At 71.7% G+C, this 25,375-nt stretch carries 21 protein-coding genes; 13 read left to right on the forward strand and 8 right to left on the reverse strand.

What is annotated here, in order from left to right; all coding sequences use genetic code 11:
• Positions 1 to 63 precede the first annotated feature (63 nt).
• Positions 64 to 699: a hypothetical protein gene (locus tag B0I31_RS31105; RefSeq protein WP_181320563.1), complete on the forward strand. Its 636-nt coding sequence runs from the start codon at positions 64 to 66 to the stop codon at positions 697 to 699.
• On the opposite strand, the gene B0I31_RS31110 is transcribed toward B0I31_RS31105, so the two are convergent.
• Together B0I31_RS31110 and rocD are read right to left on the reverse strand one after the other, a co-directional pair.
• On the reverse strand, positions 665 to 2,038 hold the full coding sequence (locus B0I31_RS31110) for a DUF2252 domain-containing protein (RefSeq protein WP_106618957.1): 1,374 nt from the start codon (positions 2,036 to 2,038) through the stop codon (positions 665 to 667). The genes B0I31_RS31105 and B0I31_RS31110 overlap by 35 nt on opposite strands.
• A gap of 62 nt (positions 2,039 to 2,100) precedes the next feature.
• The gene (rocD, locus tag B0I31_RS31115) at positions 2,101 to 3,327 is read right to left on the reverse strand and encodes an ornithine--oxo-acid transaminase (RefSeq protein ID WP_106618958.1); all 1,227 of its coding nucleotides are present in this window, start codon (positions 3,325 to 3,327) and stop codon (positions 2,101 to 2,103) included.
• A gap of 141 nt (positions 3,328 to 3,468) precedes the next feature.
• On the opposite strand from rocD, the gene B0I31_RS31120 reads away from it, so the two are divergent.
• The 6 genes from B0I31_RS31120 (at position 3,469) to B0I31_RS31145 (ending at position 9,056) form a co-directional block, all read left to right on the forward strand.
• Complete coding sequence (locus B0I31_RS31120; protein ID WP_106618959.1) at positions 3,469 to 4,338, forward strand: PPK2 family polyphosphate kinase; 870 nt, start codon at positions 3,469 to 3,471, stop codon at positions 4,336 to 4,338.
• Between the two features lie 143 nt (positions 4,339 to 4,481).
• The gene (locus B0I31_RS31125; RefSeq protein WP_106618960.1) at positions 4,482 to 5,558 is read left to right on the forward strand and encodes a lactonase family protein; all 1,077 of its coding nucleotides are present in this window, start codon (positions 4,482 to 4,484) and stop codon (positions 5,556 to 5,558) included.
• Between the two features lie 55 nt (positions 5,559 to 5,613).
• On the forward strand, positions 5,614 to 6,360 hold the full coding sequence (locus B0I31_RS31130; protein WP_106618961.1) for an SGNH/GDSL hydrolase family protein: 747 nt from the start codon (positions 5,614 to 5,616) through the stop codon (positions 6,358 to 6,360).
• 299 nt (positions 6,361 to 6,659) lie between these two features.
• Positions 6,660 to 7,454, forward strand: a complete 795-nt coding sequence (locus B0I31_RS31135) for a HipA family kinase (RefSeq protein ID WP_106618962.1) — start codon at positions 6,660 to 6,662, stop codon at positions 7,452 to 7,454.
• The gene (locus tag B0I31_RS31140) at positions 7,438 to 7,827 is read left to right on the forward strand and encodes a DUF3037 domain-containing protein (protein WP_106618963.1); all 390 of its coding nucleotides are present in this window, start codon (positions 7,438 to 7,440) and stop codon (positions 7,825 to 7,827) included. Before B0I31_RS31135 ends, B0I31_RS31140 begins: the two co-directional genes overlap by 17 nt.
• A gap of 89 nt (positions 7,828 to 7,916) precedes the next feature.
• The gene (locus B0I31_RS31145) at positions 7,917 to 9,056 is read left to right on the forward strand and encodes an LCP family protein (RefSeq protein WP_106618964.1); all 1,140 of its coding nucleotides are present in this window, start codon (positions 7,917 to 7,919) and stop codon (positions 9,054 to 9,056) included.
• Positions 9,057 to 9,138: 82 nt separating this feature from the next.
• Here the strand turns inward: B0I31_RS31145 and B0I31_RS31150 are convergent, their stop codons facing one another.
• A complete protein-coding gene (locus tag B0I31_RS31150) occupies positions 9,139 to 10,296 on the reverse strand; it encodes an MFS transporter (RefSeq protein WP_106618965.1) in 1,158 nt (385 codons plus the stop codon).
• Positions 10,297 to 10,372: 76 nt separating this feature from the next.
• Between B0I31_RS31150 and B0I31_RS31155 the strand changes: the two genes are divergently transcribed.
• Positions 10,373 to 11,101 carry a TetR/AcrR family transcriptional regulator gene (locus tag B0I31_RS31155; protein WP_106618966.1) on the forward strand — a complete coding sequence of 243 codons (729 nt, stop codon included), beginning with the start codon at positions 10,373 to 10,375 and terminating at the stop codon, positions 11,099 to 11,101.
• Positions 11,102 to 11,104: 3 nt separating this feature from the next.
• Here the strand turns inward: B0I31_RS31155 and B0I31_RS40890 are convergent, their stop codons facing one another.
• The gene (locus B0I31_RS40890; protein WP_181320565.1) at positions 11,105 to 11,248 is read right to left on the reverse strand and encodes a hypothetical protein; all 144 of its coding nucleotides are present in this window, start codon (positions 11,246 to 11,248) and stop codon (positions 11,105 to 11,107) included.
• Positions 11,249 to 11,442: 194 nt separating this feature from the next.
• On the opposite strand from B0I31_RS40890, the gene B0I31_RS31160 reads away from it, so the two are divergent.
• The 3 genes from B0I31_RS31160 to B0I31_RS31170 are packed head-to-tail and all read left to right on the forward strand — an operon-like array spanning position 11,443 to position 15,443.
• Positions 11,443 to 12,210 carry a 3-hydroxybutyrate dehydrogenase gene (locus tag B0I31_RS31160; RefSeq protein ID WP_106618967.1) on the forward strand — a complete coding sequence of 256 codons (768 nt, stop codon included), beginning with the start codon at positions 11,443 to 11,445 and terminating at the stop codon, positions 12,208 to 12,210.
• A gap of 40 nt (positions 12,211 to 12,250) precedes the next feature.
• Entirely contained in the window at positions 12,251 to 13,588 is a 1,338-nt protein-coding gene (locus B0I31_RS31165) for an MFS transporter (RefSeq protein ID WP_106619070.1), read from the forward strand.
• Between the two features lie 4 nt (positions 13,589 to 13,592).
• The gene (locus B0I31_RS31170; RefSeq protein ID WP_106618968.1) at positions 13,593 to 15,443 is read left to right on the forward strand and encodes a helix-turn-helix domain-containing protein; all 1,851 of its coding nucleotides are present in this window, start codon (positions 13,593 to 13,595) and stop codon (positions 15,441 to 15,443) included.
• Between the two features lie 47 nt (positions 15,444 to 15,490).
• Here B0I31_RS31170 and B0I31_RS31175 read toward each other — a convergent pair whose 3' ends face one another.
• Complete coding sequence (locus B0I31_RS31175; RefSeq protein ID WP_425444432.1) at positions 15,491 to 16,789, reverse strand: tannase/feruloyl esterase family alpha/beta hydrolase; 1,299 nt, start codon at positions 16,787 to 16,789, stop codon at positions 15,491 to 15,493.
• A 404-nt stretch (positions 16,790 to 17,193) separates the two neighbouring features.
• Here B0I31_RS31175 and B0I31_RS31180 point away from each other — a divergent pair, with 404 nt between their 5' ends.
• Positions 17,194 to 17,460, forward strand: a complete 267-nt coding sequence (locus tag B0I31_RS31180; protein ID WP_106618970.1) for a hypothetical protein — start codon at positions 17,194 to 17,196, stop codon at positions 17,458 to 17,460.
• Between the two features lie 60 nt (positions 17,461 to 17,520).
• Here B0I31_RS31180 and secA2 read toward each other — a convergent pair whose 3' ends face one another.
• On the reverse strand, positions 17,521 to 19,839 hold the full coding sequence (gene secA2 / locus B0I31_RS31185; RefSeq protein WP_106618971.1) for an accessory Sec system translocase SecA2: 2,319 nt from the start codon (positions 19,837 to 19,839) through the stop codon (positions 17,521 to 17,523).
• 209 nt (positions 19,840 to 20,048) lie between these two features.
• Here secA2 and B0I31_RS31190 point away from each other — a divergent pair, with 209 nt between their 5' ends.
• Positions 20,049 to 20,936 carry a hypothetical protein gene (locus tag B0I31_RS31190; RefSeq protein WP_106618972.1) on the forward strand — a complete coding sequence of 296 codons (888 nt, stop codon included), beginning with the start codon at positions 20,049 to 20,051 and terminating at the stop codon, positions 20,934 to 20,936.
• 48 nt (positions 20,937 to 20,984) lie between these two features.
• Here B0I31_RS31190 and B0I31_RS31195 read toward each other — a convergent pair whose 3' ends face one another.
• Positions 20,985 to 22,271, reverse strand: coding sequence for an MFS transporter (locus B0I31_RS31195; RefSeq protein ID WP_106618973.1), 1,287 nt, complete (start codon positions 22,269 to 22,271; stop codon positions 20,985 to 20,987).
• Between the two features lie 13 nt (positions 22,272 to 22,284).
• Positions 22,285 to 25,251 carry an acetyl-CoA carboxylase family protein gene (locus B0I31_RS31200; RefSeq protein WP_106618974.1) on the reverse strand — a complete coding sequence of 989 codons (2,967 nt, stop codon included), beginning with the start codon at positions 25,249 to 25,251 and terminating at the stop codon, positions 22,285 to 22,287.
• Positions 25,252 to 25,375 lie beyond the last annotated feature (124 nt).

Consider the following 25,375-nt stretch of genomic DNA (forward strand, 5'->3'; position numbering starts at 1 on the left):
CTTAGCGCTCCGGCGCCGCACCGGCACTCCTGGCGCTCACCCCGAACCGGTAGAACTCCGCCCGTGGACGACATCGACGCGTACTGCGAACGCCTGGCGGCCGGTCTGTGGGCCGAGCCGCTCAACGCCGTGAGCAACGCGGCGTTCCTGATCGCGGCGGCCCTGCTGTGGTGGCGCCACCGGCCGGGGCCGAGGAGCCTGCGGGCGCTGCCGGTGCTGCTCGCGCTGGTCGGGCTGGGCAGCCTGAGCTTCCACACGGTCGCCGACACGCTCACCAACTTCTTCGACGTCGGCTTCATCGCCGTCTACGTGATCTGGTACCTGGTCGTGTTCGCGCACTACTACCTGAACGCCCGGTGGGCGCTCGCCTGGCTGGCCGCGCCCGCGTTCGTCGTGCTCGCGGTGGTCGTCGCACCGCTGAGCGCGCTCGTGCCGGGCGGTTCGGGCATCTACCTGGCGCCGTTCCTGTGCCTGCTGGCCGCCGCGGCGGTCGCGGTGGCGCGCCGGATGCCGTGGCACGACCTGGCGGCGGCCGCGGGCGTGTTCGTGGTGTCGGTGACGCTGCGGACCCTCGACCAGCCCCTGTGCGGCGGCTGGCCGAGCGGCACGCACTACTTCTGGCACGTGCTCAACGCCGTGGTGCTCTACCTGGTGGCCCGGCAGGTCATTCGCGTTCAGCGGGCAGCCGACCCGACCTGACCGCCGCGACCAGCGCCTCGTGGTCGGCGCACGTCCGGTCGGCGTAGTCCAGCGCGTACCGGGCGATCGCGGCGTCCAGCTCCTCGCCGTCCGCGCAGTACCCGGCCAGCAGCCGGGGGTCCACCGAACGGCTGTGCGCGCGGGCCAGCAGGGCGCCCGCCAGCCTGCCGTAGTCGTCCAGGTCGTCCCGCTTCAACGTGGTCGCGTCGATCTCGCCCTTGCGGTTGCGGAACTGGCGGACGATGTAGTCCCGTCCGTCGATCGTGGTCCAGCCGAGCAGGATGTCGGTCTCCGCCTGCACGAGCCGCGCGCCGTGCACGATCCGCTTGCCCTCGTGCTTGACCGCGGGCGCCCCGAGGAACGGTGCCAGCGCGGACGGCCGCGCCTCCTTCGCCTGCAGCACCAGCGCCTCGTCACCGTTGCCGTGCAACAGGACCAGGTAGTTGCGCCACCCCACGCTGCCGGTGCCGACCACGCGGAACGCCACGTCCGACACGCTGTACCGCATGATCAGGTTGTACCGCGACTCCCGCAGCGTGTCCACATAGGACGGCAGGGCGTCCACGACGGACTGTGCGGCCTCGGGGGAGATCCGGGACAGCACGGGCGGGTCCTCGACGAACCGGATGTGCTCGCCCTCGCGCCGCGTCCACTTCGCGGCCACCCGCGCGCTGGTGTTCTTGCGCGCCTTGGACGCGGCCTTGGTGAAGGCGTCCATCAGGTCGTCGGCCTTGGTCTTGGACAACGCCGACTCGTCGCCCAGCGCGTTCCACGACTCCATGAACGGGATCTCGGCCAGGTGCCGCGCCGCGGCCCGGTAGGCCCGCACCGCGTCGGACGCCGCGTCACGGCAGCCCTTCTCCGACACGCCGCCTTCCCGGCCGGCCAGCACCAGCGACGTCGCCAGCCGCTTCAGGTCCCACTCCCACGGTCCGGGCAGCGTCTCGTCGAAGTCGTTGATGTCCATCACGATCCGGCCCTCGGGCGTGCCGTAGAGGCCGAAGTTCGCCGCGTGCGCGTCACCGCACAGCTGCGCGTCCAGCCCGCTGCGCGCACCGACGGCCAGGTCGCCCGCCATCAGCCCGGCGCTGCCCCGGAAGAACGCGAACGGCGAGACGAGCATCCGGCCGATCCGCAGCGGCACGAGGTGCGGCAGGCGGCCCTCGTTCGAGGCGTCCAGGAACTCGACCACGGACGGCCGGTCCGGCGCGAGCGGCACCTTGCGGTGCGCCTCGTGGCTCACCGCCGCCCGCAGCTCGCGGCCGCGCGCCAGGACCTCTTCCGGCTCCACCCACTGTCCCAGCGCGACGGCCGCCTGAGCCCGCTTGCGTTCACCCATGGGGGTAAGGATGCGTCACGAACCCGCCGGATACGTGCGCCTCGACACGTCTGTGACCTGCGTTAACGCTGAGTGTTCAGCACCTCGCCGATCGCGTCGACACCGCGGTCCAACTCCTCGCGCGTGATGACGAGCGGTGGGGCGACGCGCAGGGTGGTGTCCTGGGTCTCCTTGCACAGCACGCCGAGCCCGGCCAGGGCCTCCGACACCGCCCGCCCGCGCGGTCCGCCGGGCGCGATCTCGACACCGGCCCACAGCCCGCGCCCGCGCACCTCGGCCACCCCGTGCCCGACCAGCTCGCCCAGCCGCGCGTGCAGGTGGGCGCCCAGCTCGCGGGACCGCTGCTGGAACTCGCCGGTCGCCAGCAGCCGCACCACGGCCCGGCCGACCGCGCACGCCAGCGGGTTGCCGCCGAACGTCGACCCGTGCTCACCGGGCCGCAGCACGCCCAGCACCGCCCGGCTGCCGACCACCGCCGACACCGGCATGATGCCGCCGCCGAGCGCCTTGCCCAGCGTGTACAGGTCGGCGCGCACGCCGTCGTGGTCCAGCGCCAGCAGGTCGCCCGTGCGGCCCAGCCCCGACTGGATCTCGTCCGCGATGAGCAGCACGTCGTGCTCGTCGCACAGCGCCCGCGCGCCGGCCAGGTACCCCGCGGGTGGCACGACCACGCCCGCCTCGCCCTGGATCGGCTCGAGCAGCACGGCGGCCGTCCGCTCGGTGATCGCCTCGCGCAGCGCGTCCAGCGACCCGTACTCGACGACCTTGAAGCCCGGCGTGAACGGCCCGAAGTCGCTGCGCGCGGTCTCGTCGGTGGAGAACGAGACGATCGTGGTGGTGCGGCCGTGGAAGTTGGACCCGGCGACCACGATCTCGGCCGTACCCTCCGGCACGCCCTTCACCCGGTAGGCCCACTTGCGGGCGACCTTGATCGCGGACTCGACGGCCTCCGCGCCGGAGTTCATCGCGAGCACCATCTCGGTGCCGGTCAGCTCGGCCAGCTCGCGGCAGAACAGGCCGAACTGGTCGTGGTGGAACGCGCGGCTGGTGAGCGTGACGCGGCCGAGCTGCTCGACCGCGGCGGCCACCAGCTCCGGGTGGCGGTGGCCGAAGTTCAGCGACGAGTAGCCGGACAGGAAGTCCAGGTAGCGGCGACCTTCGACGTCGGTGACCCACGAGCCCTCGCCGTGCGAGATGACGACCGGCAGCGGGTGGTAGTTGTGCGTGCTCCATTCCTCGTCGAGCGCGATGAAGTCCCGGGAGCTCAGTGCTGCGGCCATGGCGGTCATGTCACCACAGTAAGGGCCCTGCGCCAGCGATTTCATCCGCCAGGTGTTGCGCGTCCGTCATGTTCGTTGCGCAATCGAACGGTTTCGCGGCGATCCGTTGCGCAACCGGCACGGCCAAGATCGGCGGGTTACCCTCCGACGATGGCCGACAAGTCCGCGCAGGTCCAGTCGATATCCGACGCCTTCCGGGTGCGACCGGAGGACTTCGACCTGGCCGAGGTCGACCCGGGCGCCACGCCGGTCGGGCCGAGGTCGAAACGCGAGGCCGCCGCCGACATGGCCGTGATCGGCCAGGAGCTGGACCGGCTCCAGGAGGCGCTGTACGCCGAGGGCACGGGCGGCGGCGTCCGGAGGGTGCTGCTGGTGCTCCAGGGCATGGACACCTCCGGCAAGGGCGGCACGATCCGGCACGTCGCGGGCCTGGTCAACCCGCAGGGCCTGCGGATCGCGTCGTTCAAGAAACCGACCCGGACCGAGCTGCGGCACGACTTCCTGTGGCGCGTCCGCCGCCAGGTGCCGCAGCCGGGCTACATCGGCGTGTTCGACCGCTCGCACTACGAGGACGTGCTGGTCGCGCGGGTGGACAACCTCGTGCCGTCGACCGAGTGGCGGCGCCGGTACCGGCAGATCAACGCGTTCGAGGCGGAGCTGGCCGAGCAGGGCGTGACCACGGTCAAGTGCTTCCTGCACATCTCGCCGGAACGGCAGCGCGAGCGGCTCATCGCCCGGCTGGAGGACCCGCTCAAGCACTGGAAGTACAACCCGGGCGACCTGGAGGTGCGGGCCAAGTTCTCGCGCTACCAGCTGGCCTACCACGACGCGCTGGTCAAGTGCTCGACGCCGGTCGCGCCGTGGTACGCCGTGCCGTCCGACCGCAAGTGGTACCGGAACTGGGTGGTGGCGCAGCTGCTGCTGGAAGCGCTGCGGGACCTGGCGCCCGAGTACCCGCAACCCTCGTACGATCCGGCCGTCGAGTTGGCACGGCTCCAGGAAGCCGACCCGTTGCGCTAGACGCAATCTTCGTTGCGCCTCTTGCTTGTTCACAGTGGTGCAGGCCACTGTGGGAACCGCCGCGGGCGGTCGAGCGGAGGTTCGGTGTGGTTGTCGACAGGCGGCGGTTCCTGGGGGCCGTTGGCGTGGGAGCGGGGTTGCTGATGACCGAGGGCGTGGCGGGAGCGGACGGGTCGGACCACGGGCGGAAGGAGGTTCGCGCCTACCTGGGCACCTACACGTCCTGGGCGGGCGGCGGCACGGGTCTCGGGCTCGGCGCGTACGACCCGGCGACGGGTGTGCTGCGCGTCACCGGCGTGGTGCCGGACGTGCCCAACCCGTCGTTCGTGATCGACGCGGGCCGCTGGGTGTACGCGGTCAACGAGAAGTCGGACGGCGAGGTGACCGCGCTGGCGGTCGGCGCGGACGGCGTGCCGAAGGTCGTCGGCAGCCGGTCCACCGGTGGCGCGGACCCGTGCCACCTGGTGCTGCACCGGGGTTTCCTGCTGTCGGCCAACTACAGCTCGGGCAGCGTGGCCGTGCACCCGGTGCTGCGCGAGGGCGGGCTGGGCGAACGGACGGACCTGGTCGTGCACTCCGGCGCGGGACCGGACCCGGACCGGCAGGAAGGGCCGCACGCGCACCAGGTGCTCCCCGACCCGACCGGCGAGTTCGTGCTGGCGGTCGACCTGGGCACCGACTCGGTGTACAGCTACCGGCTCAGCGACGAGGGCAAGCTGACCGCGGCGGCGACGGCGCGCGTGCACCCGGGCGCGGGTCCGCGGCACCTGGCGTTCCACCCGTCGGGCAAGTACGCCTACATCGCCAACGAGCTCGACTCCACGATCGTGGTGGCGGCCTACGACCGAGGTGTCCTCACGCCCGGCCCGAAGGTGAGCACCCTGCCCGCCGGGGCGCCGACCACGCCGCGCAACTACCCGGCGGAGATCCTGGTGTCGCGCGACGGCCGGTTCGCCTACCTGTCCAACCGGGGCCACGACAGCGTGGCCGTGTTCGCGGTGGAACGCGGCGGCGCCGTCCTGCGGCTGGTCGAGGCCACTCCGGTGGGTGGCAAGTTCCCCCGGCACCTCACGCTCGACGGTTCCGGCCGGTTCCTGCTCGCGGCCAACCAGAACTCCGACAACATCACCGCGTTCGCGGTGGACCGGGCCACCGGCAAGCTGCGGCAGACGGGCACGACGGCGTCCCCGATCCCGGTCTGCGTCGCTCTGACGAGGTAACTCCGGACGGGTCAACTTCGGCCGGCGGGACTGTCCACAGTGGTAGGCCGAGGGCATGAAGATGCTCGCGCTCGCACTGCTGATGTCCGTGGTACCGGCACCGGTCGCGCCGGAGCTCGTCGCGTTGGGTGATTCCTACGCGGCGGGCCTCGGCGCGGGCGACGAGGCGTCCGACGACTGCCGGCGCAGCCCGCACGCGCACCCGAAGCTGTGGGCGGAGCGCAACAGCGCGTCGCTGGTGTTCGCCGCGTGCGCCGGCGCCCGGACGGCCGACGTGGTCGGGCAGGCGGAGCGGATCACGCCGTCCGCCACGCTGGTCACCATCACGGTGGGCGGCAACGACGCCGGTTTCAGCGACGTCATGACGACCTGCACGCTGGGCGGGGACGACGAGTGCGCGCAGCGGGTCGACGTGGCCGTGCGGTTCATCCGGGACGAGCTGCCCGGCCGCCTGGACGAGGTGTACGGCGTGGTGGGCGACCGGAGGTCCGCGTCGGCCGAGGTGGTCGTGCTGGGCTACCCGCGGCTGTTCTCGTTCGAGACGTGGTGCCTGATGAGCGAGCCGAAGCGGGCGGCGGTGAACCGGGCGGCCGACGTGCTGGCCGAGGTGACCGGCGACCGGGCGAAGGCGGCCGGGTTCACCTTCGCCGACGTCCGTGAGGCGTTCGACGACCACGGCGTGTGCGCCGACGAGTCGTGGCTGAACGGCCTGGTGCTGGTGCCCGTCGACCGGTCGTACCACCCGAACCGGGCAGGTCAGGAGGCCGGCTACCTGCCGGCGTTGACGGAGGCTGCTCTGTAGGCGTGACCTTGCCGTTCGTGGGTGCTGACCGAGCGGTGGCGGCCCTGGGGTGACCTGACCGGCGGCTGATCTCGAACGACTCGCCGCCGGTCGGCGAGCCGGCCGCTGAGCCGCCGGTGAGCACGCCCGCAGTGTCCCAGCGCCTCAAGGTGCCGGTGCGCCGGGGCGTCGAACGGCAGACCACCCAGGCCGCGGCGGGGGCGGCGAGGCGAGGGCGGCCGGGGTTGCGTCCTGGGCCGTGACGCGGACGCCGGTAACCGGTTGGCGGTCGGGTCCTCCGGTTGACCATCATTCAGCCCGTGAACCCCACGAACGGGCTGCGCCAGGTCGCGGCCACCCGCTACGTCACGCCCTTCCGGGAGGGCGGCTCCCTGCCGGGCCTGGTCGAGGCCGACGACCTCGGCATGTACGTGCTCAAGTTCCGCGGCGCGGGCCAGGGCGTGAAGGCGCTGATCGCCGAGATCGTGGTCGGCGAGCTCGCCCGCCGCCTCGACTTCCGGGTGCCCGAGATCGTGCTGGTGGAGCTGGACCCGGAGCTGGGCCGGGCCGAGCCCGACCAGGAGGTGCAGGAGCTGCTCAAGGCCAGCGGCGGGCTCAACCTGGGGCTGGACTACCTGCCCGGCTCGTTCGACTACAACCCGGTGGTGCGCGAGCCGTCCGCCGAGACCGCCGCCCGGCTGCTGTGGCTGGACGCGCTCACGCTCAACGTCGACCGCAGCTGGCGCAACCCGAACACCCTGCTGTGGCACCGCGAGCTGTGGCTGATCGACCACGGCGCCTCGCTGTACTTCCACCACTCCTGGCGGCCGGAGAAGTTCCCCGCGGCCACCTACCGGTTCGACGCGGCCGACCACCTGATGCTGCCGTTCGCGGGTGGGCTGGCCGAGGTGGACGCCGAGCTGACCGCCCGCGTGACGCCGGACCTCGTGCGCGAGGTGCTGGCGCTGGTGCCCGACGCGTGGCTCGCGCAGGACGAGGCGTTCGGCACACCGGCGGCCGTGCGCGAGGCGTACGAGACGTTCTTCACCGCACGCCTGGCCGCGCCGCGGACCTGGGTCGACGCACTGGAGGCCGCCCGTGCCGCACGTGTTTGAGTACGCGCTGCTGCGCGCCGTGCCCAGGCAGGAGCGCGGCGAGTTCGTCAACGTCGGTGTGCTGGTCTACTGCAAGGACCTGGACTTCCTGGGCGCCCGCGTGCACGTGGACGAGTGCCGGGTGCTGGCGCTGGACCCGTTCCTGGACGTCGAGGTGCTGCGGGCCACCCTGGACCACCTGGGGCTGTCGTGCGACGGCGCCGCCACGGCCGGACCGGTCTCCCGCACGACGCCCGGCCAACGGTTCCGCTGGCTCACCGCGCCGCGCAGCACCATCGTCCAGACCTCGCCCGCGCACACGGGTCTGACCGACGACCCGGAAGCCGAGCTGGACCGCCTGCTGACCGCCCTCGTGCTGCCACCCGCCCGGTAGTGCCACGACCGGCACTAGGGTGGCAACCTCTTGCCGCGCACCGCGTCTTTAGGTGCGAGCAGTGACCGACACACGGACGGGGTCGCGTGATGAACGCCGGATACCAGCAGGGCGGGTATCAGCAGGGCGGATACCGACAGGGCAGGCCGCAGCAGGGCGGGCAACCGCGGCAGCGCGGTCCGCAGCCGTACCGGCAGGACGGCTACCCGCCCCGGGGCGGGCAACCGAAGCAGACCGCCGCCTACGCCCAGGCCGGGCCGCCTCCGGCGGCAAGGCGGCGCAAGCCGAGGATCGGTCGGGCCATCGGGATCGTGCTGGTGCTGCTGCTGGCGTTCGGCGTCGGCATGTGGTTCTACGTCGACGGGTCGCTGCGCCGGATCGACGCGCTGACCGACTACGAGGGCAGGCCGGCCGACACGCCGGGCACCAACTGGCTGCTCGTCGGGTCGGACGCGCGCGACGACCTGACCGAGGAGCAGAAGCAGGACCTCTCCACCGGTGACGCGGGCGGTCGGCGCACGGACACCATCATGCTGCTGCACATCCCGGAGGGTTCCGGGAAGTCCACTTTGGTGAGTGTTCCTCGCGACTCCTATGTGGACATCCCCGGCAACGGCAAGAACAAGATCAACGCGGCGTTCGCGTTCGGCGGGCCCTCGTTGCTCGTGCAGACAGTCGAGGGTGCCACCGGCATCCACATCGACCACTACATGGAGATCGGCTTCGGCGGGTTCGCCGGGATCGTGGACGCGGTCGGCGGCGTGGACATGTGCATCGAGGAGCCGATGCAAGACCCGTTGGCGGGCCTGGACCTCCAGCCCGGCTGCCAGGAGCTCGACGGGGCGCAGGCGCTGGGCTTCGTCCGCTCGCGGGCGTTCGCCACGGCCGATTTGCAGCGGGTGGAGAACCAGCGCAAGTTCCTCGCCGCGCTGACGGACAAGGCGACGAGCTTCGGCACGCTGGCCAACCCGTTCCGCGCGTTCCCGCTGCTGTTCGCGGGCACCGACTCGATCTCGGTGAACTCCGACGACCACCTGCACCACCTCGCGGGCATGGCGTTCGCGATGGGCGGGGGAGTGGACACGGTCACCGTGCCGGTGGGTGGCACGCCGACCGTGCCGGGCGCGGGCTCGGTCGTGCAGTGGGACCGGACGAACGCGCTGCGCCTGTTCGGCGCGCTGGAGAAGGACGAGGCGGTCCCCGCCGACCTGCTCCCGCAACCGAAGTAGCACCTCCGGCCGCCGGGCACGCCCCCGGCGGTCGTCGAACGGACGGGCCGCCGGGCACACGCACCCGGCGGCCCGTCCGCGTTCACCGGGCCTCGACGACCGGGATGTCGGGTACCCCGAGCCGCCGCACGGCCCGCGGCACGACGACCGCGCCCGCCAGGATCATCCCGGCGGCCACCACGCACGCCACCCACCAGTGCGCACCGTCGTACAGCACGCCCGCCACCACGCTGCCGATCAGCGCGCCGACCAGGCACGCCGCCTCGTACACGCCCATGGCCCGGCCCACCTGCCCGTCCGCCGCCTCGGCGATCACCGCCTGCTGCACCGGCATCACCGCCGCCCACGCCAGCCCGCTCAGCACCCACAGGCCCGCGATCACGTACGGGTTCGGCGCCCACGCCAGGCTGACCGCGAACACCCCGCTGGCCAGCGACGCGCCGGTCAGCACCAACCGCCTGCCGAACCGCAGCACGTACCGGTGCAGGTACTCGGCGGCGGCGCTCATCGCGATCGCACCGGGCAGGAACACGAACGCCACCTCCTGCAGCTCCAGGCCGAACCCGCGTTGCAGGTGCAGGAGCAGCAGCAACCCGACCGCCGCCTCCGCCGCCATGGTCATCACGACCGCGAACAGCATCGGCCGCAACCGCTTGCCCACCGCGCCCAGCCCCGCCGCCGCCACGCCCTGCCCACCGCGTTCCCTCCGCCGCGGCGCGACGAGCAGGAACACCGCCGCCGCCACGCAGGCCGCCGCGCACCCCCAGAACAGCCCCGCGTAGCCGATGCGGCCCACGAGTGCGATCCCGGCCACGAACGCCACCCACGAGCCCGTCTCCTGGGCGGAGAGCAGGCGCGGGAACACGGCGGTGTCCTCGGCGAGCCGTTCGCTGACGATCGCGCGCACGGCGACCCACAGCAGCGCGCCACCCGCACCGCCGACCGCCGCCGCGCCGTACGCCAACGGCGCGCTCTCGGCGATCGCGTACCCCGCGCACGACAGCGCGTAGAGCAGCGCGCCGGCAGCGGCGGTGTACCGGCGTTCCCACCGGTCCGCCAACACGCCCGCCAGCGGTCGCACCACCACCGACAACGCCATCTCGACCGCCATCAGCACGCCCACCTCGGTCGCGCTCAGCCCGATGGCCGCGCCCGCCCACAGCGGCAGCACGAAGTCGATCAGCTCGGTCGGCCCGTTGGCCAGCGTCGCCGCCGTCAACGTGCGGCGTTCGCGTTCCATCCCCCGGTCCACGGCACCCCCCAAAGAAACTTCGAACACCGTTCGTACAACTCCGAACGGTATACTGAGTTTCACCATGAACGCAAAGGACGACGCGCAGCGGCGAGTGCTCGAACTGCTGTGGAAGGACGCCCGCCGCCCCGCCCGCGGCCCGCAACGCGGCCTCACGACCGAGCGGATCGTGGCCGCCGCGATCCGGATCGCGGAGACCGAGGGCCTGGCCGCGCTGTCCATGCGCCGGGTGGCCGTCGAGCTGGGCGTCGGCACGGCGTCGCTCTACACCTACCTGCCGGGCAAGGCGGAGCTGGAAGCCCTGATGGCGGACGCGATCGGGGCCGAGGACCCGTTGCCGAACGACTGGCCGGGCGACTGGCGGGCCAAGCTGGAGGCGTGGGCCCGCAACGACCACGAGGGCTACCGCAAGCACCCCTGGGCGCTGAACCTGGTCGCGACGGCGGTCGCGCCCGGCCCGAACCTGCTGCGGTGGATGGACTCGGCGCTGCGCGTGCTGGAGGGCACCGGCCTGACCGAGGCGGAGAAGATGGCGGTGGTCGAGTCGGTCGACGCCTACGTGCGCGGCCAGGCCAGGTTGAGCCTCGACACCGAGGAGCCGAGCGCCGACGAGGTGCGCGAACGCGACGCCGTGCTCGGCGAGCTGGTCGACTTCGAGCCGTACCCGGCGCTGGTCACGACCATGCGAGCGGGTGTCTCGCCCTACATGGGTGACAAGTTCGAGTTCGGGCTGCGGCTGCTGTTGGACGGCGTCGAAGCCCTCATCGCCTCGCGGAGGGCTTCGACGCCGTGAAGATCAGTTCTCGTCCGGCTTGCCCTCGGCGGCCTGCTCCGGCGCCTCGGCTGCCTCCGGGGCCTGTACTGCCTCGGCGGCCTCGCTGGCGAGGATGATTCCCTCGAACTCGCGCAGCAGGTCGTCGTAGATCGGCGTAAGTGACACTTCGTAACCCCCAAGACGTCGTTCGTCCCCCGAACGGGCCAAAGCAGCCTACCTACGGGCACCGTCGGCTTCACCCTGTATGTGACAACCGGATCAATGCCCCACTAACTGTTGGCTAAACACATTCCTCGTCCGGATGTTGTAGGGCCTGCTCACATGGGCCTTGCACCGCAGGTCACCTAGCGTTTCGGGCCATGACGAGTGTCCCCGGTCACAGCGACGACCTGTCCGGTCGCACCGCCCTGGTCACCGGCGCCGGCAGCGGCATCGGGCGGGCCTGCGCGGTCGCCCTCGCCCGCGCCGGGGCGAAGGTGCACCTGGTCGACCGCGACGGCGACTCGGTCACCGACGCGGCCCGCGAGACCGGCGGCACCGAGCACGTGGTCGACCTCGCCGCCGACGACGCCGCCCGGCACCTGCCCGCCGAGGTCGACATCCTGGTCAACAACGCGGGCCTGCAGCACGTCGCACCGGTCCACGAGTTCCCGCCCGACCGGTTCGCGCTGCTCCAGCGGGTCATGGTCACCGCGCCGTTCCTGCTGGCCCGGCACGTCCTGCCGCACATGTACCAGCGCGGCTGGGGCCGGGTGGTGAACATCTCCAGCGTGCACGGCACCCGGGCCAGCGCGTTCAAGTCCGCCTACGTCGCCGCCAAGCACGGCCTGGAAGGGCTGAGCAAGGTCATCGCGCTGGAAGGCGCGCCGCACGGCGTGACCAGCAACTGCGTCAGCCCCGGCTACGTGCGCACCCCGCTGGTGGAGAACCAGGTCGCCGACCAGGCCCGCGCGCACGGCATCGAACCCGAGCAGGTGCTCACCGAGGTGATGCTCACCAAGCACGCCATCAAGCAGCTCATCGAACCGGCCGAAGTGGCTTCCGTCGTGCTGTGGCTGTGCGGCGCGCACTCCGGTCACGTCACCGGTTCGTCGTTCACGATCGACGGCGGCTGGACCGCCCAGTAGCCCCCGTTCACCCCCCACCCCCAACGAAGTGGTGACCGACATGACGAACGCCGCCCCTCCGCAGCCGAAGAAATCCTTCACCAAGGTCGTCATAGCCAGCCTGATCGGAACCACGATCGAGTGGTACGACTTCTTCCTCTACGGCTCCGCCGCCGCGCTGGTGTTCAACAAGCTGTTCTTCCCCACGGCGGACCCGCTCACCGGCACCCTGCTCGCGTTCACCACCTACGCGATCGGCTTCCTGGCCCGTCCGCTGGGCGGCCTGGTGTTCGGCCACTTCGGCGACAAGCTCGGCCGCAAGAAGCTGCTCGTGCTCAGCCTGGTGCTGATGGGCGGCGCGACGTTCGCCATGGGCCTGCTGCCCACCTACGCCGCCATCGGGGTGGGCGCGCCGATCCTGCTCACGCTGCTGCGGCTGGTCCAGGGCTTCGCGCTGGGCGGCGAGTGGGGCGGCGCGGTGCTCATCGTGTCCGAGCACGGCAGCGCGGAACGGCGTGGCTTCTGGGCGTCCTGGCCGCAGGCGGGCGTGCCGCTGGGCAACCTGCTGGCCACCGCCGTGCTCGCGGTGCTGGCGGGTGTGCAGAGCGAGGAGGCGTTCCTGTCGTGGGGCTGGCGGGTGCCGTTCCTGCTGTCCGGCGTGCTCGTCCTGATCGGACTGTGGATCCGGCTCAGCGTGTCCGAGTCGCCGATCTTCCTGGAGGCCCAGAAGAAGGTCGAGGCCGGGAAGCTCCAGGAGAAGCCGCCGATCGTGGCCGTCGTGCGCGACCACTGGCGCGAGGTGCTGATCGCGATGGGCGCCCGCATGGCGGAGAACGTGTCGTACTACGTGATCACCGCGTTCATCCTGAGCTACATCACCGCGAAGCTGGGCATGCCGCGCTCGGCCGGGTTGAACGCCGTGCTCATCGCGTCGTTCGCGCACCTGCTGACGATCCCGATGTGGGGCGCGCTGTCGGACCGGATCGGCCGCCGGACCACGTACCTGATCGGCACGGTCGGCATCGGCGCGTGGATGTTCCCGTTCTTCCTCCTGCTGGACACGAAGTCGTTCTTCCCGATGGTGCTGGCGGTGACGGTCGGCCTCGTGCTGCACGGCGCGATGTACGGCCCGCAGGCCGCGTTCTTCTCCGAGCTGTTCGGCACGAAGGTGCGCTACTCGGGCGCGTCGATCGGCTACCAGCTCGCGTCGATCGCGGCGGGCGCGCTGGCGCCGCTCATCGCGACGGCGCTGCTCAAGTCCTACGACAGCACGTTCCCGATCGTGCTGTACGTGCTCGCCATGTGCGTGCTGACCGTGATCGCGGTCGTGGCGGCGAAGGAGACGAAGGGCAGCTCGCTGGACCGGACCGACGTCGGCGCGGCCTCGGTGCGAGCATGAGGGCATGAGCGAGGCGGACGCGGTGGAGCACCTGTTGGAGCTGCTCGACCTGCTCGCGACGGACGCGGGCAGTGAGCGGCTGGCGGCGGTGCTCCCCGCGGCCCGCGCGGCGGGCGTGCCGGACCACGAGCTGGACCGCGTCGCCCGCGCCACGGAGTGGGCGTTGCGGATCCGCCGCACGCTCACCGCGCACCGCCGCCGGGAAGCGGAGCTGGAAGCGCTGTTCGACACCGCGAACGACCTGGCGGGCGTGCGCGACCCGGACGCGGTGCTGCGGTCCATCGTGCGGCGCGCCCGGCTGCTGCTCGGTGCGGACATCGCCTACCTCAGCATGAACGAGCCCGGCGAGCGCGGCACCTACATGAGGGTGACCGACGGTTCGATCTCCGCGCTGTTCCAACAGGTCCGGCTCGGCATGGGCGAGGGCCTGGGCGGGCTGGTGGCGCAGGCGGCGCAGCCGTACGTGACCGCCGACTACTTCGCCGACGACCGGTTCAACCACACCGGCCCCATCGACACGGCCGTGCGCGACGAGGGCCTGGTCGCGATCCTGGGCGTGCCGCTGAAGCTCGACCGCCGGGTCATCGGCGTGCTCTACGCGGCCAACCGCTCGCCGCGCCAGTTCCCGCCCGACGAGGTGGCGCTGCTGTCGTCGCTGGCCGACCACGCCGCGATCGCCTTGGACACCGCGCACCTGCTGGAGGAGACGCGGGCCGCGGGCGAGACGATCCGCGCGCACAACGAGGCCATGCGCCGTGCCGAGGACGCCCACGACCGGCTCACCGACCTGGTGCTGCGCGGCGCGGACGTGCCCGAGGTGGCCGCCGCCGTGGCCAAGGTGCTCGACGGCGGGCTCGTGGTGCACGACAGCGACGGCGCCGAGCTGGCCCGCATCGGCACCACACGCGCGCTCGCGCCCCGTGCGGCGGTCAACGCCTCCCGTGCCAGCGGCCGGGCGATCCCGCAGGACGGCACGTGGGTGTGCGCCGTGCTGGCGGGCCGCGAGCTGCTGGGCAGCATCACCCTCACCGACCGCCCGGACCTCGGTGACGCCGACCGCAGGCTGTTCGAACGCGCGGGCGTCGTCACCGCCCTGCTGCTCCTGCTGCGCCGCACGGTCGCGGAGGCGGAGAACAAGGTGCGCGGCGAGCTGATCACCGACCTGCTGACGGCCGCGGTGGACTCGGTCGCGTTGCGCGCCCGTGCCCGCCGGGTCGGCGTCGAGCTGTCCGCCGACCACGTGGTGCTGGTCGCGGACGGCCCGCGGGACCGGCTCCTCGCCGCCGCCGCGCACCACGCGTCGGCGTGCCGGGGCCTGGCGGGCGTGCACGGCGAGCACGTGGTGCTGGTGCTGCCTGGCACGGACCTGGCGTGCGCGGCGCGGGACGCGGCACGGGTGCTGGGCAAGGCGGTCGGCCTGCCGGTGACCGTCGGCTCGGGCGGTCCCGCGCACGGCCCGGAAGGCGTGGCCGACGCGCACGCCGAGGCGGTGCGGTGCCTGAAGGCGTTGCTGCAGCTGGGCCGCAAGGGCACCGGCGGCACGCTCGCGGACCTGGGCTTCGTCGGCGTGCTGCTGGGCGACCGGGCGGACATCGCCGGGTACGTCCGCGCCACCCTCGGCCCATTGCTGGACTACGACTCCAGCCGCGGCACCGAACTGGTCCGGACGGTCACGGCGTACTTCGCGTGCGGCGCCAACCTCAGCCGGGCCAAGGACGAGCTGCACGTCCACGTGAACACGGTGGTGCAGCGGCTGGACCGGGTGGCGAGCCTGCTGGGCGAGGACTGGCAGTCGCCGGACCGGGTGCTGGAAGTCCAGCTGGCGCTCAAGCTCATGAAGGTGCTCGGCGACTGAGCGCCGCTCGGCCGCCCCCAGTGGCACGGCCGAGCGGCGCTTCCCGGCTACGCCAGCGCGCACTCCGTCGCGTTCACGGTCGCCGGGCGGGGGACCGTCGTGGACGCGGGCGGGCGGGTGCCGGACAGCCAGCCCTCCAGTGCCGTGAACGCCGACCGGTGGCACGGAGTCAACGGCCGCAGGCGGTCCGGGAAGGCGTCGAACAGCGAGTCCACGTGCGTCCCGCCCTCGATCCGGTAGTAGCGGAACAGGGCGCCGCGACCTGCCTGTCGCACCATGTCCGCGTAGACGTCGGAGTCCTTCGAGATCGGCAGCAGCACGTCCAGCGTGCCGTGCAGGGTGAGCAGCGGTTTGCCGATCCGGCCGGTCAACGCGATCCGCTCGACGGCCCGCTGCGCCTGCGGACGTGAGGCGTAGTCGTAGTCCGCGTCGCACGACGGCGTGCCGGGCGCGCAGAACGGCGTGCCGGCTTCGACGTCACCGTCCCACTTCGGGTCCAGTTCCTCGCGGTAGATCCGCTGGGTCAGGTCCCAGTAGTACTGGTGGTGGAACGGCCACAGGAACTCCGACTCGGCCGGGAACCCGGCCGCCACCACGGCCGCCTTGTCACCGGTCGCGTAGCCCTTCAGCGCGGGCGGCAGGAACGTCAGCAGGTTCGGCCCCTCGGCCGTCCACAGCGTGCCCTCCCAGTCGACGCCGCCGTCGTACAGCTCGGGCCGGTTCTCCAGTTGCCACCGCACCAGGTAGCCGCCGTTGGAGATGCCGGTCGCCAGGGTCCGCGACGGCGGGCGGCAGTACCGCTGCGCCACCACGGCCTTCGCCGCCCGCGTCAGCTGCGTGACCCGGTGGTTCCACTCGGCGATCGCGTCACCGGGCCGCGTGCCGTCCCGGTGGAACGCCACACCCGTGTTGCCCTTGTCGGTCGACGCGAACGCGTACCCCTTGGCCAGCACGAAGTCGCTGATCGCGCGGTCGTTGGCGTACTGCTCGCGCACGCCGGGCGAGCCGGCCACGACGAGGCCGCCGTTCCAGCGCTCCGGCAGCCGGATCACGAACTGCGAGTCGTGCGCCCAGCCGTGGTTGGTGTTGCCCTTGGAGGAGTCCGGGAAGTAGCCGTCCACCTGCGTGCCCGCCACCGGGGTCGGCGCGGGCAGCCCGGCCGGGGTCAGCCCGGCCCAGTCGGCGGGATCGGTGCGGCCCCCGGCGGTGGACAGGTCGGCGAGGTGGGTCAGTTCCTGGTGCTCGGCACCGGGAACGCGCAGGGGCCCGCATCCGTGGGCGGACGCGGGAACGGCCTGCGCCGTCGTCGCGAGGAGCGCTGCGATCAGCGGAACGGCGATGTTCACCCGTGGCACGGTAAAACCGCCCGGCGGGCCGCGGAATGGGTCCCGACGCCATGGCCGGCGGGGCGGATGTGGTGTGCGGAGCCATCAGCGGCACACCTCCGAGTGACCCTCACACCGGGGGTTGGCTCGGCACAGCGTCACCAACGGCCGTAAACGGGGATTTCACCGCTACAGGTGACGCCGATCGGTGCATGACCGCTGCGTGACCGATCTCCACGGCCGCCCGAACGGCCGTGTCCTGGACGTCCCCAGGTGCGTGGCGTTGCGTCTCGCTCGGCGGTGGCGGCTTGAGTACCACGTTCGGTGCGTTTTGGCCGCCCGGGCAGGGGTAGCTGAGTTGACCCAGCGAAGTTCGCACTGCCAGGTGATTTACGTTCACCCGGCGTGAGGTGTCTGCTTCCGGGGTGACTGAGCAACGGCGCTCTACGCGCACTGACCAGGAGTGGGACCTGATCCGGCGCATCCAGAACCTGGCCCACCGGGCCGAACGCACCGCGTTCGACCACTCGAACCTCGTCGGTCCGCCACCGTCCCAGCAGCACCTGGACATCCTGGCGGAGATCCGTGCGCTCACCGAGCAGGCGGTGGCGCAGCGGATGCCGAGACCGGCCACGCTGCCGCGGCAGCCGCAGCCGGTCGCCGAGAAGAAGGTCTCCGCCCCCGTTCGCTGACCGCCGTGCGCGGGCTGGGCCTGACTCCCCGGCCCGCGCACGGCGGTCAGCGGACGGCGGTCAGCGGCGCCGGACCAGCTTGACCAGGCCCTTGAACGTCTCCTCCAGGCCGGACGAGAACGGGTTGTCGTTGACCAGGTAGGTCCAGGTGGTGTTCGGCCGCTGCACGCCCGCCTCGGCCAGGTGCGCGCCGTCGGCGTCGATCTCCACCTTGGCGAAGGTCTCCTCGGCCTCGTCCCACGCGTCCGGGATGATCTTGTGGTAGGCCGGGATCGCTTCCCGGTGGAACTCGTCCAGCGGGTTCTGCCGCGCCAGCGCCCGCAGGTGGATGCCCTCGCGCAGGTCGGTCAGGAACGTCAGGTGGTCGCTCCACCGCTGGTCGAGGTGGTGCAGACCGATCAGCCGGGCCGCCTTGACCTTGACGTCCTCGTCCAGGTCCTTGATCTCCAGGGCCTTGTCCGGCTTGCGCTCGGACAGCTCCTGCCACGCGAGATCGGTGCGCAGCAGCTTGTCCCGGTACTCCAGCATCAGCTGGCGCTGGTGCTCGATCAGCTTGTTGTACCGCCAGGTGTTGCGGTGGATCTCCAGGTGCACGCCCTCGGCGACGCGCTGCGCGTGCTCCACGGTGTGCAGCGTGCCCGTGTCGGTGACCCGGCCGTCCTCGTCCACCTCGGCAGGCTCGTCGTGGTCGGGCACGTACTGCGTGACCAGGTCGTCCTGCAGCGAGGAGAAGAACACCGAACCGCCGGGGTCGCCCTGACGGCCCGCGCGACCGCGCAGCTGGTCGTCCAGCCGGCTGCTGGAGTGCCGCCCGGTGCCGATCACGTAGAGGCCGCCGAGCTCGGCGATGCGCTCGCGGTCGGTCGACTCGTGCCCGCCGAGCCGGATGTCCGTGCCGCGGCCCGCCATCTGGGTCGACACGGTGATCCGCTGGTACGAGCCCGCGTCGGCGATGATCGCGGCTTCCTCGGCGTCGTTCTTCGCGTTGAGCACGACGCAATCCAGGCCCGCTTCGCCGAGCTTGCGGGACAGGCGCTCCGACTCGGCCACGTCGAGCGTGCCGACCAGGATCGGGCGGCCGGTCTCGTGCACTTCCTTGATCTCGGCGACGATCGCGGCTTCCTTCTGCTCCAGCGTCAGGTACAGCCGGGGCGCCTCGTCCTCCCGGATCGTCTCCACGTTCGGCGGGATGACCAGCACTTCCAGCTTGTAGAAGTCGCGCAGCTGCTCGGCGACGGCCACCGCGGTACCCGTCATGCCGCACACGGTCGGGTAGCGGCTGAGCAGCGCCTGGACCGTGATGGAGTCCAGCACCTCGCCCGCGTCCGTGGTGGCCACGTTCTCCTTGGCCTCGACCGCGGCCTGCAGGCCGTCCGGCCAGCGCTGGAGCTTGGCGATCCGGCCGCGGGTGTCGTTGATCAGGTGCACCTTGCCGTCGCGGACGATGTAGTCCACGTCGCGGTGCAGCAGGACCTGCGCGTGCAGGGCCACGTTGACCTTGCTCAGCGTGGTCGAGACGTGCTCGTCGGAGTACAGGTCGATGCCGCCGAGCGCCCGTTCCACCAGCTCGCTGCCCGCGCCGGTGAGGTAGACGTTGCGCTCTTCGTCGTCGATCTCGAAGTGCAGGTCGCGGCGCAGCCGCTTGACCAGGTCGGCCAGGGCCGGGTCGACCGCCGGGCCCGCCGTGGAGCCCGCCAGGACCAGCGGCACGCGGGCCTCGTCCACCAGCACCGAGTCCGCTTCGTCGACGAGCGCGACGCGCGGCTTGGGCACGATGAGGTCGCCCTCGTCGGTGGCCAGCCGGTCGCGCAGCACGTCGAAGCCGATCTCGGAGACCGAGGCGTACACGACCTCGGCCTGGTAGGCGGCGCGGCGCTCCTCGGGCTTGGAGCTCTGGTTGAGCCAGCCGACGCTGACGCCCATCAGCTCGTAGAGCGGGCCCATCCACTCGGCGTCGCGTTGGGCCAGGTAGTCGTTGACCGAGACCACGTGCACCTGGTCGCCGCGCAGCGCGAAGCCGGCCGCGGCGATGGCGCCGGAGAGCGTCTTGCCCTCACCGGTGGCCATCTCGACCACGTGGCCCTCCAGGAGACCGAGGGCGCCGAGGATCTGCACGTCGAACGGGCGCAGGCCGAGCGCGCGGTCGGCGGCCTCGCGGCCGAGCGCGCACACCTCCACCAGCTCGGGGCGGCCGAAGTCGGCCTTGTCGCGCAGCTTGGCGGCCGCCGCGGTCAGTTCCTCGTCGCTGAGCTTCTTCACGCGCTCGGCCTGCTCGTTGACCTCGTCGAGCAGCTTCCGGTAGGGCGTGAGGTCGGCGGAGCCGGGCTTCTGCGCGAACCGACGCAGCCGCTGCTTGAACCGTCCCAGGAGAGTGGTCACGGCACGGCAACGTACGGCAAGCGCACAACGTTCCGCACGTCACCCGGTTGACAGTTCACTCCCGGGGTGGGTCGGCGGCTGTTGGACCATCCCTGGTCGCTGCGCCGGGAGGACCAAATTTCAGGTGCTTCCCATCGAAGCACCCTACGGGCGACTACGTTTCGCTACGCTTCGATGCTCGACGTAGTCGGGTGCTCCCAGGAGGTGGGATGCTCACTCGGTTCATCGCGTGGTTGGACGAGTTCCTCGCGGATGAGGGCAGCCCGGCGATCGTGAAGGCCATACTCGGCATCCTGTCTTTCGCCGTGCTCCTGGGTGCGTTATTGGGCAGTGCCGCAGTCAAGGCCGGAGCGTTGGTCGCGGCGCTCTTGGTGCTGCTTTCGGGCGTCCTGGTGCTGTTGGCCGACCGCAGAGCGACCCTGCGTCGATTAGAGGTCCACCGGCAACTCGTCTCGCACTACACCAAACTCGCGTCGGACACCGGCCCACCGGAATACCGGATACTGGACTGGGACGTCTTCTGCACTGTCGAGCCCAACGGCGACACGCGTCAGCGGCTCACAATGCGGGCACAGGTGCTCGAAGACGGCCTGTGGGCGGTGCGGCTTGTGCACGGCTGTGGATGGTCCCAGCCCGCCAAGTACCGGCGCAGGGTCACGGTCGTGACACGGAAGTTGCTGGCAGACGACGTCCCAGGTCCGAAGATGTCCACCACCTCCGTCTGGGATGCCGAAGGCAGGTTCGTGCTGATCGTCCACTTCCGCACGGCGGTGCCGCGAGGGAGTTTGTTCGGTGTCATGGTCGAGTGCGACTGGCCTGGCAAGTGCGCGCCGCTCATGCGTGACCGCGGCCCGGACGACTTCACATTCAGGTTCCGCACCCCCGTGGTCTGCGCCCGATACCGGGTCGCACTACCTCGAGGGGCCGACGTCTATCTCGAGCCCCTGGGATTCAGCGAAGGCGATGATGGCTTCGAACTCATCCGAGCGGTGGACGGGAGTGGCCGGCCGGTGTTCGGCATCGAGTCGACAGCGGTTCCGCTTCGCGAGAACGTCGGCATGCGCCTGGAACTGAAACGAAGGGGTGCGCTGCCTTGAGCGCACCCCTCGCCGATCAGCGATTGTTATTGGTCACGACCGTCTCGATCAGGGGCGGTGCGTTTCCCGCAACCCGAGCACCGATGCCAGCGTCACCACGCCCATGACCAGCAGGAACGCCGACACCGACAGCGACGTGCCGGTCGCGACCAGCAACGCCGTCATGATGAACGGTGTGCCGCCGCTGACCAGGATCGACGCCAACTGGTACGCCAGCGAGGCGCCCGAGTACCGCACCTGAGGCTCGAACAGCTCCGCCAGGTACGCCGCCACCGGCCCGTAGACCAGGCTCGACCCGATGCCGGACACGGCCAGCGCGACGAAGATCAGCCCGAGCGACGCGGTGTCGATCAGCCAGAAGTACGGGAACGCCCACACGATCATCGCCACCGCGCCCGCCACGATCAGCGGACGCCTGCCGTGCCGGTCCGACCAACGCCCCGCCAGCAGGATGACCGGCACGCTGACCAGCGACGACAGCAGCGTCACCACCAGCACCGAGTTCCGCGCCAGCCCCAGCTCACGGGTCGCGTAGTCGAGCACCCCGGCGATGCTCACGTAGAACACGGCGTTGGACGCGAACATCAGCCCCGCGCCGAGCAGCACCGGCCGCCGGTGCGTGCGCAGCACCTCCTTCAACGGCGCGGGCGGCGGCCCGGAAGGACGGCGTTCCTTGATCTCCCGGAACACCGGGCTGTCCTCCACCTTCAGCTGGATGAACAGCACCACCGGGAACAGCAGCGCGCTCGCCAGGAACGGCACCCGCCACCCCCACGCGGCGAAGTCGGCGGGCGGCACGGTCGCGCCCACGACCAGGAACGCCACGTTGCCCAGGATCACCCCGAGCGGCACGCCCGCCTGCCCGAACGTCCCGGCGAACCCGCGCCGCTCCGGCCCGGCGGTCTCGGTCAGCAGCAGCACGACGCCGCCCCACTGCCCGCCCACCGCGATGCCCTGCAGGAACCGCAGCACCACGAGCAGCACCGGCGCCAGCACACCCAGCGTCGCGCTGGTCGGCAGCAGGCCGATCAGGAACGTCGCCGCGGCCATCAGCGCCAGGCACGTCACCAGCGCGGGCTTGCGGCCGAACTTGTCGCCGACGTGCCCGAACACCAGCCCGCCGACCGGCCGGGCGATGAACCCGGCCCAGAACGTGCTGAACGACAGCAGCAGCCCGATCAGCGGCGACGCCTCGGGGAAGAACAACTTCGGGAACACCAGCGCCGCGGCGGTCGCGTAGATGAAGAAGTCGTACCACTCGAGCGACGAGCCGACGAGCCCGGCCGCCATGAGTTTGCGCAACGTGCGCCGCTCGGGGGGAGCGGTCGTGACCATGTGCTGTTCCCTTTCACCAGGTGTCCACGAACGGGCGTTTCTTGCCGGTCCTGACCTGGACGGGGTCGGGACCGGTGAGCAGGGTGGTGATCCAGCGCCGGGTGTCGGCGGGGTCGATCACGTCGTCGATCTCGTAGGCGGAGGCCACGTTGAGCGCCTTGCCGTGCTCGTAGGCGGCGGAGACCATCGCCTCGAACATCTCCTTGCGCTGCGCCGGGTCGTCGATGGCGTCCAGCTCGCGCCGGTACCCGAGCCGCACCGCGCCTTCCAGCCCCATCGGGCCGAACTCGCCGCTGGGCCACGACACCGCGAACAGCGGCACCTTCAAGCTGCCCGCCGCCATCGCCTGCGCACCCAGCCCGTAGGCCTTGCGCAGTGCCACGAACCCGAACGGCACGTCGAGGTTCGCGCCGGCCACGAGCATCCGGGTCAGGTGCCGCACGGTCGCCGTCCGCTCGGCGTCCGGCCCGACCATGAACCCCGGCGTGTCGCACAACGACACCACCGGCAGGTCGAACGCGTCGCACAGCTGCAGGAACCGTGCGGCCTTGTCGGCGGAGTTCGCGTCGATCGCGCCGCCGAGGTGGCCGGGGTCGTTCGCGATCAGCCCCAACGGCCGACCCTCGACCCGGACCAGCGCGGTGACGATGCCGCGTCCGAACTCCGGCCGCAGCTCCAGCACCGAGCCGGTGTCCGCGACCGTCTCCACCACGGACCGCACGTCGTAGGCGCGGACCCGGTTCTCCGGCACGAGGTGGCGCAGCAGCCGCTGGTCGGCGCACTCCCACGCGTCCACTGGCCCTTGGAAGTACGACAGGTACTTCTTGGCCACCGCGACGGCCTCGGCCTCGTCGGACACCAGCACGTCGATCACGCCGTTGGGCACCTGCACGTCGACCGGCCCGACCTCTTCCGGCCGGAACACGCCGAGCCCACCGCCCTCGATCATGGCCGGGCCGCCCATGCCGATCGTCGCGTCACGGGTCGCGATCACCACGTCGCACGTGCCCAGCAGCACGGCGTTGCCGGCGAAGCAGCGGCCGGACGCGATGCCGATCAGCGGCACCAGTCCGGAGAGCTTGGCGAACAGGTGGAACGCCAGGCAGTCCAGCCCGCTCACGCCGCCGTGGTCGGTGTCGCCGGGCCGCCCGCCGCCACCCTCGGCGAACAGCACCACGGGCAGCCGGCGCTGCTCGGCCAGCTCGAACATCCGGTCCTTCTTGGCGTGGTTGCGCAGGCCCTGCGTGCCCGCCATGACCGTGTAGTCGTAGGACATCGCGACGACCTGGCCGCCGTTCACCGTGCCGACGCCCGCCACCAAACCGTCCGCCGGCGTGCGTTCGACCAGCTCGTCCAACGACCGGCGGCGGCGTTGCGCGGCGATGGCCAACCCGCCGTACTCCACGAACTCCTCGCACAGGTCGGCGATGTTCTCCCGGACCGTGCGGCGGCCGGCCGCGTGCCGCTTCGCCTCCGCCTCGGGACGTGAGAAGTCGTGCCGCGCCAGCGTTTCGGCGAGGTCGGGCCGCACGTCGTCCAGGTCGACCTCGACGGCCTTCTCCTCGACGGCCACGTCGACGCCCTCGGCGAGCAACGCGCCTTCCGCGACCGTGTCGCCGACCTCGACCAGCACCCGCGCGTCACCGATCGGCACGACGTGCTGCATCTTCATCGCTTCCACGACGACCGTGCCGTCCTCGACCGCGACGACGGTTCCCTGCACGGGAGCGCGCGCTCCGGTGTCCTCACGGGGCAGTGAATCGACCAGGCCCGTGTGCGCCTTCAGCACGTCCGGGTGGTCCAGCAGCCCGCGCAGGAAGCCGATGTTGGTCCTGGCACCGTCCACTGTGAATTCGTCCAGCGCGCGGCGGGCGCGGCGCAGCGCGGTGTCCAGGTCGTCGGCATGCACCACGACCTTGGCCAGCAGCGGGTCGAAGCCCAGGCCCGCGCGGTAGCCGATGGACGCGTGCGTGTCGACCCGCACGCCCGGTCCCGTTGGCGGGACGAACGCCGAAAGCCGTCCCGTGGACGTCAGGCTCACGCGCAGTTGCAGCGCGCTGCCGCGTGGCGTGTGGGTCAGGTCCGGCTCGGTCTCGGCCGCCAGCAGCAGTTGGGCGCGCACCAGGTCCAGCCCGGTGACCTGCTCGGTGACGGTGTGCTCGACCTGCAGGCGCGGGTTGGCCTCCAGGAACGCGAACCGGCCGTCCGGCGCGACCAGGAACTCGACCGTGCCCAGCCCGGTGTACCGGACGGCACGCGCGATCGTCGTCGCCGCGTCGTGCAGCGCGGACCGCAGCCCGGGGGAGAGGTCCGGCGCGGGCGCGATCTCGACCAGCTTCTGGTGCCGGACCTGCAACGAGCAGTCCCGGTCGCCGAGCACCGTCGTGCCGACCAACTGCACCTCGACGTGCCGCGCGGGCTCCAGCAGCTCCTCCACGAACACGGTGTCGTCGCCGAACGCGGCCAGCGCCTCGGCCCGGCACCGCTCGACGGCGGCTTTGAGGTCGGCCAGGCGCCGCACCACGCGCACGCCCTTGCCGCCGCCACCGGCGACGGCCTTCACGACGACCGCGCCGTGCGCCTTGAAGAACTCCTCGAACCCGTCCTCGGCACCCGCGAGCACCGGCACGCCCACCTCGGCGGCCAGGGCGCGGGCCCGGCTCTTGTCGCCGAGCAGCTCCAGCACCTCCGGCGGCGGGCCGACGAACGTCAGCCCGGCCTCGGCGCAGCGGCGGGCGAACCCGGCGTTCTCGGCCAGGAACCCGTAGCCGGGGTGCACCAGGTCGCACCCCTCGGCGGCGGCGAGCACCGCGTCCGCGTCCAGGTAGGAGCCTTGGAGCCGGACCGCGCGGTCGGCGAACCGGCCGTGCGCGTCGTCGGAGTCGGTGACCAGGGCGACGGTCCGCCAGCCGAGGTCGGCGGCGGCGCGCAGCACCCGGACGGCGATCTCTCCCCGGTTGGCGACGAGCAGCGTGGGCACTTTAACCTCCTGAGCGACCGCTTAGTATGTGACCGCGGTCGCATAGTGGCACCTGGACTTAGCGTTCGTCCAGAGGGAACCGATGCACCTGTCGAGGCGTCCTTGGAGAAACCCGAGGTCAAGG

Origin of the sequence: Saccharothrix carnea (genome assembly GCF_003014735.1) — a bacterium.
Taxonomy (GTDB): Bacteria; Actinomycetota; Actinomycetes; order Mycobacteriales; family Pseudonocardiaceae; genus Actinosynnema; species Actinosynnema carneum.

Excerpts from the sequence above, each read along its gene's own strand:
- B0I31_RS31190 (WP_106618972.1), top strand. The coding sequence starts at position 20,049 with ATGCTCACTCGGTTCATCGCGTGGTTGGACGAGTTCCTCGCGGATGAG.
- B0I31_RS31125 (WP_106618960.1), top strand. The coding sequence starts at position 4,482 with ATGACCGAGGGCGTGGCGGGAGCGGACGGGTCGGACCACGGGCGGAAG.
- B0I31_RS31150 (WP_106618965.1), bottom strand. The coding sequence starts at position 10,296 with ATGGAACGCGAACGCCGCACGTTGACGGCGGCGACGCTGGCCAACGGG.
- B0I31_RS31165 (WP_106619070.1), top strand. The coding sequence starts at position 12,251 with ATGACGAACGCCGCCCCTCCGCAGCCGAAGAAATCCTTCACCAAGGTC.
- B0I31_RS31130 (WP_106618961.1), top strand. The coding sequence starts at position 5,614 with ATGAAGATGCTCGCGCTCGCACTGCTGATGTCCGTGGTACCGGCACCG.
- B0I31_RS31160 (WP_106618967.1), top strand. The coding sequence starts at position 11,443 with ATGACGAGTGTCCCCGGTCACAGCGACGACCTGTCCGGTCGCACCGCC.
- rocD (WP_106618958.1), bottom strand. The coding sequence starts at position 3,327 with ATGACCGCCATGGCCGCAGCACTGAGCTCCCGGGACTTCATCGCGCTC.
- B0I31_RS31120 (WP_106618959.1), top strand. The coding sequence starts at position 3,469 with ATGGCCGACAAGTCCGCGCAGGTCCAGTCGATATCCGACGCCTTCCGG.
- B0I31_RS31170 (WP_106618968.1), top strand. The coding sequence starts at position 13,593 with ATGAGCGAGGCGGACGCGGTGGAGCACCTGTTGGAGCTGCTCGACCTG.
- B0I31_RS31155 (WP_106618966.1), top strand. The coding sequence starts at position 10,373 with ATGAACGCAAAGGACGACGCGCAGCGGCGAGTGCTCGAACTGCTGTGG.
- B0I31_RS31195 (WP_106618973.1), bottom strand. The coding sequence starts at position 22,271 with ATGGTCACGACCGCTCCCCCCGAGCGGCGCACGTTGCGCAAACTCATG.
- B0I31_RS31145 (WP_106618964.1), top strand. The coding sequence starts at position 7,917 with ATGAACGCCGGATACCAGCAGGGCGGGTATCAGCAGGGCGGATACCGA.
- B0I31_RS31110 (WP_106618957.1), bottom strand. The coding sequence starts at position 2,038 with ATGGGTGAACGCAAGCGGGCTCAGGCGGCCGTCGCGCTGGGACAGTGG.